General features: G+C 66.8%; 15 protein-coding genes. 1 reads left to right on the forward strand and 14 read right to left on the reverse strand.

Annotated elements, in window-relative coordinates; translation table 11 throughout:
• Positions 1-12: 12 nt before the first annotated feature.
• Together BCY78_RS03020 and BCY78_RS03025 are read right to left on the reverse strand one after the other, a co-directional pair.
• A complete protein-coding gene (locus BCY78_RS03020) occupies positions 13-1,089 on the reverse strand; it encodes an alcohol dehydrogenase (protein WP_068297723.1) in 1,077 nt (358 codons plus the stop codon).
• Entirely contained in the window at positions 1,086-2,129 is a 1,044-nt protein-coding gene (locus tag BCY78_RS03025; protein ID WP_068297726.1) for an amidohydrolase family protein, read from the reverse strand. Before BCY78_RS03025 ends, BCY78_RS03020 begins: the two co-directional genes overlap by 4 nt.
• 102 nt (positions 2,130-2,231) lie before the next feature.
• Here BCY78_RS03025 and BCY78_RS03030 point away from each other — a divergent pair, with 102 nt between their 5' ends.
• Complete coding sequence (locus BCY78_RS03030) at positions 2,232-3,137, forward strand: LysR family transcriptional regulator (protein WP_068297729.1); 906 nt, start codon at positions 2,232-2,234, stop codon at positions 3,135-3,137.
• Between the two features lie 732 nt (positions 3,138-3,869).
• Here BCY78_RS03030 and BCY78_RS03040 read toward each other — a convergent pair.
• The 12 genes from BCY78_RS03040 to BCY78_RS03095 form a co-directional block, all read right to left on the reverse strand.
• On the reverse strand, positions 3,870-5,375 hold the full coding sequence (locus BCY78_RS03040; RefSeq protein ID WP_068297737.1) for a tripartite tricarboxylate transporter permease: 1,506 nt from the start codon (positions 5,373-5,375) through the stop codon (positions 3,870-3,872).
• Positions 5,376-5,385: 10 nt separating this feature from the next.
• Positions 5,386-5,835, reverse strand: coding sequence for a tripartite tricarboxylate transporter TctB family protein (locus BCY78_RS03045; RefSeq protein WP_068297738.1), 450 nt, complete (start codon positions 5,833-5,835; stop codon positions 5,386-5,388).
• A gap of 120 nt (positions 5,836-5,955) precedes the next feature.
• Positions 5,956-6,882 (reverse strand): NAD(P)-dependent oxidoreductase, encoded by a 927-nt coding sequence (locus BCY78_RS03050; protein WP_068297739.1) that lies wholly within the window; start codon positions 6,880-6,882, stop codon positions 5,956-5,958.
• Positions 6,872-7,261, reverse strand: coding sequence for a carboxymuconolactone decarboxylase family protein (locus tag BCY78_RS03055; protein ID WP_068297740.1), 390 nt, complete (start codon positions 7,259-7,261; stop codon positions 6,872-6,874). The genes BCY78_RS03050 and BCY78_RS03055 overlap by 11 nt, the downstream gene beginning before the upstream one ends.
• 17 nt (positions 7,262-7,278) lie before the next feature.
• Positions 7,279-7,974 carry a GntR family transcriptional regulator gene (locus tag BCY78_RS03060; RefSeq protein ID WP_068297741.1) on the reverse strand — a complete coding sequence of 232 codons (696 nt, stop codon included), beginning with the start codon at positions 7,972-7,974 and terminating at the stop codon, positions 7,279-7,281.
• A gap of 78 nt (positions 7,975-8,052) precedes the next feature.
• A complete protein-coding gene (locus BCY78_RS03065; RefSeq protein ID WP_068297742.1) occupies positions 8,053-9,489 on the reverse strand; it encodes an NAD-dependent succinate-semialdehyde dehydrogenase in 1,437 nt (478 codons plus the stop codon).
• A gap of 99 nt (positions 9,490-9,588) precedes the next feature.
• A complete protein-coding gene (locus tag BCY78_RS03070; RefSeq protein ID WP_068297745.1) occupies positions 9,589-10,545 on the reverse strand; it encodes a tripartite tricarboxylate transporter substrate binding protein in 957 nt (318 codons plus the stop codon).
• A 117-nt stretch (positions 10,546-10,662) separates the two neighbouring features.
• Positions 10,663-11,394: an ABC transporter ATP-binding protein gene (locus BCY78_RS03075; RefSeq protein WP_369808690.1), complete on the reverse strand. Its 732-nt coding sequence runs from the start codon at positions 11,392-11,394 to the stop codon at positions 10,663-10,665.
• On the reverse strand, positions 11,394-12,131 hold the full coding sequence (locus BCY78_RS03080) for an ABC transporter ATP-binding protein (RefSeq protein WP_068297746.1): 738 nt from the start codon (positions 12,129-12,131) through the stop codon (positions 11,394-11,396). The genes BCY78_RS03075 and BCY78_RS03080 overlap by 1 nt, the downstream gene beginning before the upstream one ends.
• Positions 12,128-13,117 carry a branched-chain amino acid ABC transporter permease gene (locus tag BCY78_RS03085; RefSeq protein WP_068297747.1) on the reverse strand — a complete coding sequence of 330 codons (990 nt, stop codon included), beginning with the start codon at positions 13,115-13,117 and terminating at the stop codon, positions 12,128-12,130. Before BCY78_RS03085 ends, BCY78_RS03080 begins: the two co-directional genes overlap by 4 nt.
• Positions 13,114-14,004 (reverse strand): branched-chain amino acid ABC transporter permease, encoded by an 891-nt coding sequence (locus tag BCY78_RS03090; RefSeq protein ID WP_068297748.1) that lies wholly within the window; start codon positions 14,002-14,004, stop codon positions 13,114-13,116. The genes BCY78_RS03085 and BCY78_RS03090 overlap by 4 nt, the downstream gene beginning before the upstream one ends.
• A gap of 102 nt (positions 14,005-14,106) precedes the next feature.
• Positions 14,107-15,333, reverse strand: coding sequence for an ABC transporter substrate-binding protein (locus BCY78_RS03095; protein WP_199523099.1), 1,227 nt, complete (start codon positions 15,331-15,333; stop codon positions 14,107-14,109).
• Positions 15,334-15,340 lie beyond the last annotated feature (7 nt).

A 15,340-nucleotide genomic window follows, 5' to 3' on the forward strand; every position in this document is an offset into this window, starting at 1 on the left:
TCCCAAAGGGTCTCAATCGTGGTCCTGTGTCAGTATGATGCGGCCCCGCACCTTGCCCGCGCGCAGCTCCTCTAGCGCATCGGTCACGGTGTTCGCGGGCCGACGGGTCAGCGGGATCGGCGACAGCGCCCCACCGCGCGCCAGTTCCAGCAGCGCGCCCAGTTCAGCGGGCGTGCCGGTGTAATTGCCGATGATCGTCTGGCCCCGGACCGGAAGGCCGCTCAACGGCAGGCTGATCGCTCCGCCGTGCAGGCCAACCATCACCAGCGTCCCGCCACGGGCCAGCAAAGCCAGCGCCAGCGTCGCGGTCTGGGGCGAATTCACCAGATCGATCACCGATTTCAGCGGCCCGCCGGCCTGCGTGGCCAGCTGCTCGGGCAGCTCGGGGTCGGCGGGGTCGAAGGCCAGCCGCGCGCCCGCCGACAGCGCATCGGCGCGCGCCTCGGGCCGGGCTTCGATCACCACGGTGTTGCGGTGGCCCTGCGCCTTCAGGATCGCCAGTGCGCTCATCCCCAGCCCGCCCGCGCCGATCAGCACCAAGGGCGCCTCGGGCGAGAGCGGTTGCAGCTTGGCAATGGCCGAGAACACGGTCAGCCCGGCGCAGGCATAGGTCGCCGCCATCGCCGGATCGAGGCCCGCGATGTCGAAGAGATAACGCGCATCGGGCACCAGCACGCGGTCCGCGAACCCGCCGGCTTTGCGCACACCGATGCTGCGCGGCTGGGCGCAGGCATTGTCATGGCCGCGCGCGCAATCCTCGCAGTCGCCGCAGCCGATCCACGGATAGACCAGCCGCAGATCGCTGGGCGCCACCTCGGTAACCGCATCGCCAACGGCGACGACCCGGCCGACGACCTCGTGCCCCAAGGTGTAGGGCGTCTCCACCCCCATCGCAGACACGGGGATCTTGCGGTCGCCGAGATCGACGAAGCCTTCCCAGAAATGCACGTCGGAATGGCACACGCCGCAATGCGTGACCTCCAGCAGCACCTCGCGCGGCCCCAGCGCAGCGCGGGGCGGCACTGCCAGCCGCTCCAGCGGCGCGCCGGGTGCCGTCACCGCCCAGCGATATTCGGGCGCGCCGCTCACAGCTTGAACACCCGCACCGCATTGCCCTCGTAGAACTGCGCGAGGTCTTCTGGCGACAGGTCCATCGCATCGAGGATCGCCACTTCCGAGGGCTCGAACTGCCACGGATAATCCATCGCATACATCATCCGGTCCTTGCCGATGACCTTGTGGATGTACTGGATCGGGTCCGGATCGGCGACGCCGCTGTTGGTGTAGATGAAGTTTTCGCGCAGGTAATCGCGGGCCGAGCGTTGCAGCGGCCCCACTCCCGGATAGCGCCCGGTCTTCGAGATATGGCCGTGCATGTAGCTGATGCGATAGAGCCAATAGGGCAGGGCCTCGCCGCAATGACCGAGGATGATCTGCAGCTTGGGGAAGCGGTCGAACAGGCCCGAGACGACCAGCCGCAAGGCATGCAGCCCGGTGTCACAGGCAAAGCCGTAGACCGCGGCATCGAGGCCGCGCGGCAGGAAGGGCTGCACCATGTCGCGCGGCAGGCAGTTGGGATGCAGGTAGATCGGCACGTCCAGCGCCTCGGCGGCTTCGAACACCTCCCAATATTGCGGATCGTCCAGATAGGTCCCGCGGGTATGGCCGTTCAGGATGCCGCCCTTCAAACCCAGCTTGGTCACGCCCCGCTCCAGCTCACGCGCTGCGGCGGCGGGATCGAGCGGCGAGAAGGCCGCGAGGCCCGCCAGACGGTCGGGATGCCGCGCCACGCCCTCGGCCAGCTCGTCGTTGAAGCGCACGGCCAGCGCCGAGCCCTCGACCGGATCGAACAGCTGCACACCGGGCGCGGTCAGCGACAGGATCTGCATGTCGATCCCCGAGGCATCCATGTCGGCGATGCGCTCGTCGCCCAAGGACTGGATGCGGCGGGCCAGATCCTTGGCGCGCGGGGCCTCGCTGGCGAAGAAGCCGTAGAGGCTGTGGAAGCCCGGCTCGTCGATGGTCTTTTCGTCCAGCTCCTTGCGGAACAGGCGGAACAGCTCGGGCGAACACCAAGCCTCCTCCGTTGCGATCCGGCGGAAGCCGCGATCGGGTCTTGCGTTTGTCACTGTGGATTCTCCTCACCTGCTTTCAGGTTAGCGGCGGGATCGGCATTGATAAAACGAATTATTTTCAATAATTCATAAAGTCATTGAAAGTGGAGCCTGCCCATGTCGCTGGAGCAATTGACCCTGAAGCAGCTGCGGGCGCTGGCGGCGGTCTATCGGGCCGGGCAATTGTCCGCCGCCGCGCGGGATCTGAACATCACGCAATCAGCGGTCAGCGTGTTGATCAAGCAGATCGAGACCGTTCTGCAGGTGCCCCTGTTCGACCGCACCACGCGCCGGTTGGTGCCCACGACGGCTTGCAAGAACGCCATCGGCCCGGTCGAGCGGATCCTCGATGATCTGCGCATGCTGGACCTGTCGATCCGCGATATGCGGGATCTGAACCGGGGCACCGTCCGCCTGACGGCGACGCCCGCGACCGGGATGGCGGTGCTGCCCGATGCCGTGCGCCGCTTCCGCGCCCTCTGGCCGGCGATCGAGCTGGTGATCGACGATTGCGCGCCGGATCAGTTCCTGACCAACATCCTTGAGGAACGGGCGGAATTCGGCATCGGCGTGGCCCCGCCGGGCGACGCGGCCTTCGAGAGCGAGCCCCTGACCGAAGACCGTCTTTGCGCCGTTTTGCCGGCCCTGCACCCGCTGGCCGCGCTGACCGAAGTCCCGTGGCAGGCGCTGGCCGACGAGCCGCTGATCCTGTCGCGCCGCGACTACGGGGTACGCGACATCGTCGACAGCACGCTGCATGCGGCGACCGGCCGGCATCCGAAGGTCGCGGCCGAGGTGGGCTTCCTCAGCTCGGCGACGTGGATGGCCTCGACCGGGATGGGGATCTGCGTGCTGCCCGAACGTCTTGCGCGGCTGTTCTTCAATGAGATGCTGGTGGTGCTGCCCCTCTGTTCTCCGACGGTACAGCGGCCGATCTCCCTGGTGCGCAAGCGGCACCGCACACTGACCCCCGCCGCCCAACGCTTTGTCGAGGTCCTGACCGAAAGCCTGCGCCGGGCATAGGACATGAGAACGGGCTTCCCTCTCCGGGTTGCGGATGCAACCATGGCGCGCAGGCCTTGGGCCTGTCGGGAGGGATGTCAAAGACTTGAGTATGTTCAGACTGGACGGGAAGATCGCCCCGATCGTCGGATGCTGCGCGTCGGGCGAGGGTTGGGGGTCAATGACGCCAACTTCCGGTCGGATGCCGTGGCGGCGGTCGCTGCCAGAGATGACGGAGTCCCCGCATGGACCCAATGGCCTGCGAGCCTTCGGGCTCCTCAGGGGAATGTGGTTCTGACGAATCCACAATCAGAACTGCGCCGATCCAGATCGAGCACGCCGTTGCGCTACGCACGTCGGAACTGCAGAGGAACGTGCCGCAGCTGTCGCCGCCGCGGGAAGTGGTGAATGCGATCTTTGCAGCTGTGGAAGCGATCAGCAACTAGAGTGCTGATTGTCCTCGACAGCCCATTTTCAATCCTGAGGTCTGGTTTGGCGGGGCAAAAGGCGCGCCAAGCGCAAATTCCGTCGGATACGGGATCCGATGCAAATCGGAATTCGGACAGTTGAGATGATAGTCAACCCAGTGGCTTGTAGCTCTATGCGCATGGGGCCCCGCTGGATTGACTAACCACACTGATCATCTCGAGTGAGCGCGGCCCCGCGCGTTGACTTAGCCGAACACTGCTGAGATGGATCTGAATTCCATCTGACCTGCCACGGGATCTCTCTTCTTCCGTCGACTAGCAATTGTCATTCTTCAAGGCGCGCGCGGCGCTTCTGACGGATGGTCGAAATCACCCCCCAGACCAACATCAGGATCGCGATTGCCATGACCGTCGCACTGATCGGACGCTCGAAGAAGGTCAGGACATCCCCGCGCGAGAACAGCATGGCGCGGCGGAAATGCTCCTCCATCATCGGGCCGAGGACGAAGCCGAGCAGCAGCGGCGCGGCCGGCCAGTCGAAGACCCGCATCAGATAGCCCAGGGCGCCGAAGAAGGCGACGAGCCCGACTTCGAAGGCGGATTGATGGACCGAATAGGTGCCAATGCAGATGAACACCAGAACGGCAGGGTAGAGCAGATGGTAGGGGATGGTCAGAAGCCGCACCCAGAGCCCGATCATCGGCACGTTCAGGATCACCAGCATCAGGTTGCCGATCCAGAAGGACATGATCAGGCCCCAGAACAGCGAGGGCTGCTCGACCACCAGACCGGGCCCCGGCGCGATGCCATGGATCATCAGCGCGCCCAGCATCAGTGCCATTGTCGGGCTGCCGGGGATGCCCAGCGACAGGGTCGGGATGAACGCCGTCTGATCGGCCGCGTTATTGGCGGATTCCGGGGCGGCGATGCCTTCGACGGCGCCTTTGCCAAACAGTTTCGACCGTGGAGAGACCTTCTTTTCAAAGGCATAGGCGATGAAGGCGGCGATCGACGGACCCGCCCCCGGCAGCGCGCCGAAGAACGACCCGATGCCCGAGCCCCGCAACGCGGAAGTTCCGGCCCGGCGCAATTCCTCGCCCGTGGGCCTCATCGCGCGGAAGGATACGCTGGAGCGGTCGATCGGCGAGACATGCACGTTGCGCACCGTGGCAATGACCTCGGAGACGCCGAACACGCCCATCGCCAGCGCCACCAGCGAGATCGTGTCCTGCAGCTCGAGCGTGCCGAAGTTGAAGCGCGGCACGCCGGTGTAGATATCAGCCCCGACGCAGCCGAACAGGATCCCCAGCGTCACCATGGCGAGGCCCTTCACCGCCGAGCCGTCGGTGATCGTCGAGGCGGCGACGAGGCCCATGAACATCAGCGCGAAATACTCGGCGGCGCCGAAGCTCAGCGCGTAGCTGGCCAGCAGCGGCGAGAAGAACATCAGGATGATGATGCCGATCGTCCCGCCGGTGAACGAGGCCAGCGCCGCCATCAACAGGGCGACCCCGCCACGTCCCTGCCGGGCCAGCGGATAGCCGTCCATGCAGGTCACCGCATTCGCCGGCGTGCCGGGGATGTTGAGCAAGATCGCCGCGGTCGACCCCCCATAGGTCGCGCCGTACCAGATCCCGCCCAGCATGATCAGCGCCGTGGTCGGATCGAGATAGAAGGTGACGGGCAGCAGGAGCGAGATCGCCGAGATCGCCCCCACGCCGGGGATCACGCCGATCACCGTGCCGACGACGACGCCGAGGAAGCAGTAGAACAGGTTGGTGCCGGACAGGGCGACGCCGATGCCCAGCGAGATATTGGCAAGCATATCCATCGCGATCTCCTCAGAACGGCCAGCGGAACATCGGCAGCGTCAGACCCAGACCGACGCTGAAGATCAGCCAGGCGATGACGCTCAGCACGAGGCACAGAAGCACGATCGCCAGCGGGCGGAATTTCTCCTCGCCGAGGGCCGAGAGGCAGGTCACCGCGACGATCGCCGGGATCAGGCCGAACGGGCCGATGAGCAAGGCAAAGGACAGGACCGACAGCAGGATCACGGCCGGGACGAACAGCCTCAGCTGCACCTTGGGTCCCTCGCGGAAGAAGGCGGGCACGGCCATGAGCAGCCCAAGGCCCGCAAGGACGATGGCCAGAAGCATCGGGAACATTCCCGGCCCCATGCGCCGCAGCGTCCCGAGGTCGTAATGCGACGCCGCATACCACGCCACCCAGAGGCCGAAGCACAACAGCACGCCTCCTCCGACGATATCCCTGTAATCGCGTGTCAGCATCTGTCCTCCGTTCCGCTGGCGGGGCAGGGCCTGCGCGGCCCGGATCGATCACGCCGCACGGGCGCGTCTCAAGAAGGGGAGAGGCGCCGCATCCCAGGAAGCGGCGCCGGGGCGGGCGCGTCAGGCGCGGGCCGCCAGTTTGTCGAGATAGGCGTGGATCGCCGTGTGATCGGCGCCCTGACCTAGATCCTCGCGCGCCGAGGCCCAGAGCGCCTTGGCGGCTTTCAACCCGGGAAGGTCCAGCTCCAACGTCTGCGCCAGATCGGCGGCCATACCCACGTCCTTGGCCATCAGCGGCAGCGCAAAGCCCGCCCGCTGGTAGTCGCCGGTCAGGATATAGGGCTTCAGCTTGTTCTCGGTCGAATTGTTGCGCCCGGTCGAAGCGTTGATCACATCGACCATCAGCTCCAGATCGAGGCCGAATTTCTGGCCGACGATCACCGCTTCGCAGGCGGCCGCGAGACCCGCTGCCGAGACGTAGTTGTTCAGCGCCTTGATCGCGTGCCCAGACCCCAGCCCGCCAGTGCGGAAGATGCGGCCCATGGTGGCGAGGACAGGCTCGGCCCGGTCGAGCGCCGCGCTGTCGTTGCCGCCCAGCATGATCGCCAGCGTGCCGGTGATGGCCTTGGCGACGCCGCCGGACACGGGCGCATCCATCAGGACAAGGCCGCGCGCCTCCAGCTCGGCGCCGAGGGCGACGGTGTCGGTGGGGAAGGACGAGGACATGTCGACGATCAGCCCGCCCCGCGCCATGCTCTTGGCCAGTCCCGGCGTGTTGCCGTCGCCCAGCACCGCGCTGCGCACGATGGCCGAATTCGGCAGCATGGTGATGACGATGTCGCAGGACTGGCCCAGCTCGGCCAGCGTCGGCTGCGCCGTGGCCCCGACCTCGGATGCGACGGCGTCGCGCGTCGAGGCGTCGATGTCATAGAGGAACAGCGGGTAGCCGGCCTTGGCCAGCAGGGCCGCGAACGGCTTGCCCATCATGCCGAGGCCGACGAGACCCACCCGCGGCGTTGCGCCCGAGGCGCTCGGATCACTCGGCATCGATCTCTCCCAGCACGGTCTTGGCGGTGCGGAAGCTGTCGACCATCGCCGGCACGCCGCAATAGATGCCGACCTGCAGCAGGATCTCCTTGATCTCCTGCTTGGTCAGCCCGTTGTTGATCGCGCCGCGGACATGGGCGGCCAGCTCGTGCTGACGGTTCAGGGCGCTGATCATCGCGAGGTTGATGGTCGAGCGGGTCTTGCGGTCGAGCCCGGGACGGCCCCAGACCTCGCCCCAGCAATAGGTGGTGACAAGCGTCTGCAGGTCATCGGTGAAATCGTCGATGCCGGCGACGGCGCGATCGACATAGGCATCGCCCAGCGTGGCGCGACGGATCGTCATGCCCAGATCGAAGGTTTCCTGCTTGCTGTCACTCATGTTGCTCTCCTGAAGTGCTAGGCGGGTGTTTCCAGTTCGTCGAACCGCAGGTCGACGACGGCGGCGGCGAGACGGACATGTTCTTCCGTCATGCGCCGCGCGGTTTCGGGGTCGCGATCGCGGATCGCGGTGATGATCGCGTCGATCTCGGCGATCATCTGGGGCAGACGGCCGGGCTGCGACAGCGTGAGCCGGCGCAGCATGACGATCCGGTTGTTGAGCTGCGTGAAGGTCTGCGCCGCGACCCGGTTGCCGCAGCCATCGAGGAGGCAGCGGTAGAAGCGGTTCTTGGCCTCGACCAGTTCCTGTGCCGTGCTTTCCAGCGGCAGGGCGCGGATCGTCTCGAAGATGGCGAACAGGTCGCTGCGCGAGGATTCATTGGCGTTGCGCGCGAATTCGGCGGCGATCAGACCTTCGAGCACGCCGCGCACGCTGTAGAGCTCCTGCGCTGCGCGACGGTCGGGCGCCCAGACCTGCAGGCCCTTGTGCGGCACCGAGACCAGCAGACCTTCGCCCGCCAGTTTCTGCACCGCTTCGCGCAACAGGCCCCGGCTGACCTGAAACATGTCGCACAGTTCTTTTTCCTTCAGATGCTCGCCCGGGGCCAGATCGCCGCGCAGGATCGCGTCGCGCACCGCCGTCACCAACCGGCCGCTGAGGGTCAGGTCATCGCGGCTGAGCGCCTGAATGCCGGAAGTTGCCTTGATCGTCATCGTTCCAACCTCGCTTTGTCGAACAAGGTGACAATATGACAGTTCGGGCCTGTGCTTGCCACAGGCAGAGTGCCGCGCTCACCAGCTGACGGCGACATAGCGGGGCTCCATGAATTCCTGCATGCCGTGCCGCCCGCCTTCGCGTCCGAGGCCGCTCTGCTTGACGCCGCCGAACGGGGCCGCGGGGTCCGAGATCGCTCCCTTGTTGATGCCGATCATCCCGCATTCGAGCCGATCCGCGACCCGCATCGCCTGCGCCAGATCGCCCGAGAACACATAGCCAGCGAGGCCATACTCGGTGGCATTCGCCCGTGCGATCACCTCGTCCTCGGTATCGAAGATCTGCAAAGCGGCGATCGGGCCGAAGATCTCGGCCGTGGCGATCTCGGCGTCTGCGGGGATGTCAGTCAGCACCGTCGGCGCGAGGAAGTAGCCCTCGCCTGCGCCCCGCGCGCCGCCGGCGAGTACCGTGGCGCCCCGCTCGACCGCGTCGTCGATCAGCCGCTGCAGGCCGGTCAGCGCCTTGGCGCTGACGACGGGTCCGCAATCGACGCCCGGCTGATCACCGGGCCCGAGGGTCAGCCCGGCCATGCGCGCGGTGAAGGCCTCGATGAAGGCCGGCGCGATGGCGCTCTGCACGAACAGCCGGTTCGCCGCCGTGCAGGCCTGCCCGCCGTTGCGCATTTTGGCGATCATCGCGCCATCGAGCGCCGTCTGCAGATCGGCGCTGTCGAAGACGATCAGCGGCGCGTCTCCGCCCAGCTCCATCGAGCAGTTGATCACCTGCCGCGAGGCCTTTTCCAGCAGCATCCGGCCCACCGGGGTCGAGCCGGTGAAGGACAGCTTGCGCACCCGTGGATCGTCCAGAAGCGCATCGACGACGGCGCCGGTCTGCCGGGTCGACACGACGGAGACGACGCCCTCGGGAAGGCCGGCCTCGCTCAGGATCCCGGCGATCGCATAGGCGGTCAGGGGCGTCTCGGTCGCGGGCTTCAACAGGCAGGTGCATCCCGCCGCCAGTGCCGGGCCGATCTTCCGCGTGGCCATCGCGGCCGGGAAGTTCCAGGGCGTGATCAGAAGCGCGATGCCGACCGGATGGTATTTGACCAGAATGTTGCCGGTGCCGGCCGGCGAGGTGCCGTAGTCACCCGGGGCGCGAACGGCCTCCTCGGCAAACCATCGGAAGAATTCGGCGGCGTAATCGACCTCGGCCAGCGCATCGCGCATCGCCTTGCCGTTCTCGCGCACCATGAGCAGCGCCAGCCTCTCGCGCCGGGCGATCATCAGCTCGAAGGCGCGGCGCAGGATCTCGGATCGTTGGCGCGGCGCGGTCGCGGCCCAGCCGGCGGCGGCGGCCTCGGCCCGGTCGAGCGCGGCCATCGCCTCGGCCACCGACAGATCCGGCACGTCGCCCATCGGCTGCGCGGTCGCCGGGTCCAGCACCGGAATGCGGGTGGCGACAGCCGGGAACGGGCAGGTTAGGGCGGGATCGAGCGGCAGGGGAGCGGCGGTCATGTCGGGTCCGGTCGGTCTGGGAGGTCGAAGGGATACCCGCAGGGCGGGCGAGGGGCGGCCCGGCGCAGCGGCCGGCCCGTCCCTGAGATCACAGGCGGATCACTCGGTGCCGAGGATCGCGCCCCAGCGGTCGATTTCGAAGGCGATCTGGGTCGCCAGAGCCTCGTGGCCGTGCTTGCCCTCGGCCAGCGGCGGCACCGAGAGTTCGTCGAAACGGGCGCGCACACGCTCGTCGGTGAGGGCGGCTTCCAGCGCCTCGGCGAGACGGGCGATCACCTCGTCCGGGGTGCCGACCGGGGCGGCGATCGCGTTCCAGACCGTCATGTCGAAATCGACGCCGCCCTCGGCGAAGGTCGGCACGTCGGGCAGGGCCGCGAGGCGCGCGTCACCGCTGACCGCGACGGCAACCGACTGGTTGTTGAGATGCGCCGGAACCAGCGTCGGAGTCTGGTCGATCACCGCATCGACCATGCCCGCCATCAGGTCCACGATCGCCGGACCTGCACCCTGATAGGGGATCAGCGTGCCCTCGAGCCCGGTCTGGTGGAGCAAGAGCGTCGGCGCGAGGTTCGAGGTCGCCCCGAAGCCGGCGGTGCCGAAGTTCACATCCTCACCTTCGGTGCGCAGCCGTTCCAGGAAGGCCTCCAGATCCGTGACGCCGCTGGCATTCGACACCGACAGCACCATCGGCACATCGGCGACGATACCGACCGGGGCCAGCGCCTCTCGCGGGTCGTAGGTCATGTCGTCGAACAGCGCCATGGCCACGGCCATCGGTCCCATGTTGCCGAACAGGATGGTGTAGCCATCGGCCTCGGCCCGCGAGACCTGCTCGGTGCCGATCCGGCCGCCGGCGCCGCCGACATTCTCCACCAGCACGTTCTGACCCAGATGCTCGGCCATTGCCGGGGCCACGATCCGCGCCAGCACATCGGTGGTCCCGCCGGCCGAGAACGGCACGACCATGCGGATCGGCTGCGTCGGATAGTCCTGCGCCTGAGCCGCGAGGCCGGTCAGCAGGGTGGTGCCGAGTGCGAGGGCAATAGTCCGGGTCATGGGTTCCTCCTCCCTTGTTCCATCATCACGTCGTCCTTGGGTATCGCCCGACCGGATGACTGTCAATGCAACAATAGGATTGTTGGACAATTATATCCGGCGATGGGTGCGCCGGGTTCAGATCCCCAGATAGGCCCGGCGAATCCGGTCGTCGTGAAGCAGTGCGCGCGCCGCACCCTCCAGCTCGATCCGGCCGCTGGACATGACATAGGCGCGCTCGGCGCTGTGCAGGGCGAGCGAGACATTCTGCTCGACCAGCAGCACTGTCACGCCGGCGCGGTGGATGTCGAGGAACCGCTGATGCATCTCTTCGACGACCAGCGGCGCAAGGCCGAGGCTGGGCTCGTCGAGGATCAGAAGCTTCGGCTCCAGCATCAGCCCGCGGCCGACGGCGACCATCTGCTGCTCGCCTCCGGACATCGATCCGGCCGCCTGTTGTCGCCTCTCGCGCAGCCGCGGGAACAGGGTGTAGACATGCTCTAGCGTCCGTTTCGCGCCGGCCGGATCCTTGCGGGCATAGCCGCCCATCAGCAGGTTCTCCTCGACACTCATGTCGGGGAAGACGTGCCGCCCCTCGGGAACATGAGCGATGCCGAGGCCTGCGATCTCATGCGCCGGCATCGCGGTCAGATCCTGCCCCTCGAACAGGATGCGCCCCGAGACCTTGGGCAAGAGGCCTGAAATCGCCCGCAACAGGGTGCTTTTGCCGGCCGTGTTCGCACCGATCACCGCAACGAACTCGCGCGTGCCCACCTGCAGCGACAGATCGTGCAGCACCGGCAGCGCGCCATAGCCGCCGGTCAGGCCGTCCACCTGCAGCAGCGGTGGGGAGAGACTATCCTGCGCCATCAATGCGCCTCCGCGTCGGTCGAGAATCCCGCGCCGAGATAGGCGTCGAGGACCTTCTGGTTTCGGGTGATCTGCTCGGGCGTGCCATCGGCGATCTTCTCGCCGAAATTCAGCACCACCAGCCGCTCGCAGAGTTTCATCACCGCCTTCATGTGGTGTTCGACGACGACGAAGGTCATCCCCTCGTCGCGCAAGCCCCGCACCAGCGTGATGATCTCCTCCATCTCGATCGGCGTGAGCGCGGCCATGACCTCGTCGAGAAGCAGAAGCTTCGGCTCGGTACACAGGGCGCGCGCGACCTCGACGCGGGCGCGTTCGGGAAAGGACAGGTCGCCGGCCCGCTTGTCGGCAATGGCGCGAAGGCCCACCCGGTCGAGGATCCGGGCCGCCAGCGCGCGGGCCTCGGGCAGCGAGCGGTTCACCAGCCCGCCGGTGACCACATTGTCCAGAACCGTCGATTCCGCGAACAGGGCGACGTTCTGGAAGGTCTTCGTCAGACCGGCCTTTGCGATGCGGTGCGGCTTCCAGCCGGCGATCGGCTGTCCGTTGAAGATCACTTCGCCCTCCGAGGGCGGATAGATCCCGACCAGCGCGTTGAACAGCGTGGTCTTGCCCGCGCCGTTGGGGCCGATCAGACCGACGATCTCGCCCGGGGCGACGTCGAAACTGACATCGGAATTGGCCACGAGCCCGCCGAAACGGCGCGTGACATGGCGGATTTCCAGAAGGGCGCTCATTGGCCGTTCCTCCGGCTCAGGCGGTCGCGCAGCGTCTCGGCCAGCGAGATCAGGCCGCGCGGGTTGAGAAGGATCACCACGATCAGCAGCACGCCGTAGGTGAATTGCGACAGGCCGGCGAGGGAATTGCCCAGCCAGGAATTGGCCAGCTCCTCGAGCGGGATGATGACCAGCGCGCCGACCCAGGGGCCGAAGATCGTGCCGACACCGCCCAGGATTGCGATCAGCGCCATCTTCACCGAGATCGTCGCCACGCCGAAGATCGTGTCGGGATCGAAGAAGAACTGGAACTGCGCATAGAGCGTGCCCAGGACCGCCGTCAGCGCGGCCGACAGGACCGAGGCCTGCAGCTTCACGCGGTAAGTGTCGACGCCCACGACTTCGGCGGCGATCTCGTTCTCCTTGATCGCCCGCAGACGATAGCCGAAGGCCGAGGTCTTCACCCGCCAGAAGATCAGTGTGACGATCAGGAAGGCGGCGAAGAACAGGTAGTAATTCGGCAGCGCCGTCTCGAATTGCAGGGCCCAAGGGCCGGCCTCGGGACGGAAGGGGACCGAGATGCCGACCGGCCCGCCGGTGACCGAGGTCCAGCTGTTGGCGACGATCCGGGCCATCTCGCCCGCCGCCAGCGTGGCGAGCGCGAAGTAATGGCCCTTCAGGCGCAGGGTCGGGATCGACAGCAACAGCGCGAAGATCGAGGCTAGCACGGCTCCGACGACAGCGCCGAGGATCGGCGTCAGGCCGAAGCTGCCGAACAGGATCGTCGAGCTGTAGGCGCCGATGCCGAAATAGGCGGCGTGCCCCAGCGAGATCTGGTTCGCAAGGCCGCCGACGATGTTCCAGGCCTGTCCGAGCGCGCCGAACAGCAGCATCAGGCAGAGGATGCGCAGGGCATAGCCGAAGGGATCGAGGAACAGGGGTACCACGGCCAGCGCCGCGATGGTGGCAACCAGCAGCAGCCGCGCGAGGGGATGGGAGCGGGTCATGAGCGCCTCCGGGCGACAAGGCCCTCGGGGCGCAGCGCGAGGGTGAGGATGAAGACGGCGAACAGCGCGAGGTTCTGCAGCTGGATCGGCAGCACCAGCGCCGAGAACGACTGGATCAGCCCGACCGCGATGCCGCCGATGATCGCGCCGGTGACGGAGCCAAGGCCGCCGAGTACTACGACTGTGAACATCAAGACGGCAAAGCTGGTGCCGATTGCGGGTGACGCGGTGATGTAGGGCAGCACGACCGATCCGCCGAAGGCGGTGACGCCCACGCCGAGGCCGAAGGCGACGGCGTACATGAGGTTCGTGTTCACCCCCATCAGCTTGGCGGCCATCGGGTCCTGCGAAGTCGCGCGCATCGCCGTGCCGAAGCGGGTTTTGTTGAGGAACAGCCAGACCGCCGCGCCCGAGGCCAGCGCCATCAGGAAGGCATAGAGCTTGTCCATGCCGACCAGGAGCCGCTCGGGCCCCGAGGCGAACAGGATCACCGATTGCGTCTGGTAGGGCGTGGTGACCGACCGGAACTCGGCGCCCATGATCATCAGCGCGGCGTTCTCCAGCGCGAACAGCAGGCCCACGGTCAGGAAGATCTGCGCCACCTGCGGCGCGCCGAGGATCGGGCGGATCAGGAAGCGTTGCACGAGCATGCCGAAGAAGAAGGTCACGACCAGCGCCACGAAGGCACCCAGCATCGGGTCGAGCCCGAGGTAGTGCCAGCACAGCCAGCCGATGAACATGCCGATCATCATGAACTCGGCATGGGCGAAGTTGACGATATGCATGACCCCGAACACGAGGCTGAGGCCCACGGCCAGCACGGCATAGACGCCGCCCAGCATGATCCCGTCGAGCAGGGTTTGTAACAGGGTGAAGAGCAACTGCATGGAGGGCTCACGATGGGGCCGGGCGGCAGGGCCGCGCGGGCGGTATCAGGGAGGGGGCAGGCCGCGTCGGACCTGCCCCCCGGCTGGCGCGATCCTGAGGGATCAGGCGTTCCAGACGGCCTCGGCCTTGGCGTATTCCGAAGGAGCGACGGTCACCAGCTCGTCGCCGCGCCACTGCACCATCATCGGCACGGCATGGATGTTGAGCCCGGTCTCGTCGAAGGCGATGCGCCCGCCCGACATCACGGTCGCCCAGCCCTGATCGAAGGTCGTGGAGGCCAGAACCTCGCGGATCGCCTGCGGATTGGCCTCGCCCGCGATCTCCAGTGCCGAGGCGAGCACGCCCATGCAGGCGGCGTGTTCCTGCGCCTCGTGCACCATGAAATAACCGAAGCGGTCGCGGAAACGGTCGGTGTAATCCGGCGCCTGATCATAGGCGGCAGGGCTGATCGACAGCACGTTCTCGGACAGATCGCCGAGGCCGTTGCGGAAGTCCGGGATGATATAGCCCGCAGCGCCGCCGACGGTGGGCGTGGTGATCCCCTGCTGGCGCATGTTGCGGATGATCAGCAGCGAGTCGTTGAGATAGGATACCGGGAACACCACCTGCGCCTCGGTCCGCCGCAGCTGGTTGATCAACGGCGAGACATCGGTGATGCCCAGCGGATAGGCCTCGTCCATCACCACCTCGATGCCGTTCGCCGCGGCCGAGTTGCGCAGACCGTTGGCCTGCGCGGTGCCATAGGCCGTGTCCTCGTACATGATGGCGATGCGCGAGATCTCGGTGCCGTTCGCCCGCGCCAGATCGCGCGTATGCGTGACCGTCGCGCCGCCGAGGGCCGAGGCTTTCGACACGACCTGGAAGATGTTGCGGAACCCGCGGCCGGTCACCTGATCGGCGAAGGACATCGTCAGCAGCGGCACGCGACGGCGCTCGGTCACCTCGGAGATCGCCAGCGTCAGCGACGAGGCGAAGGCGCCCAGAACCGCCACGACATTGTCCTGGCTCATCATCCGCTGCGCGACGGTCGCCGCCTGCGTCGGGTTCGAGGTCGCGTCCGAGATCACCAGATTGATCTGCGCGCCGCCCAAGGCCGCGATGCCGCCATTGGCGTTGATCTCGTCCGCCACCAGCTGGATGCCGTTGCGCGAGTTGATGCCGAACTGCGCATTGGCGCCCGACAGCGGCTGGATCACGCCGACATTGATCACGTTCGACTGCGCGAAGCTCGACCGCGCATAGAGCGGTGCGGCCAGCGCAGCGGCGGAGCCTGCGATCAGCGCCTGACGGCGGGTCATCAGCAGGGTCGTTTTGGTCTTCTGGGTCATCTCCGGT

It is taken from the genome of Pararhodobacter sp. CCB-MM2, assembly GCF_001691415.1.
Taxonomy (GTDB): Bacteria; Pseudomonadota; Alphaproteobacteria; order Rhodobacterales; family Rhodobacteraceae; genus Pararhodobacter.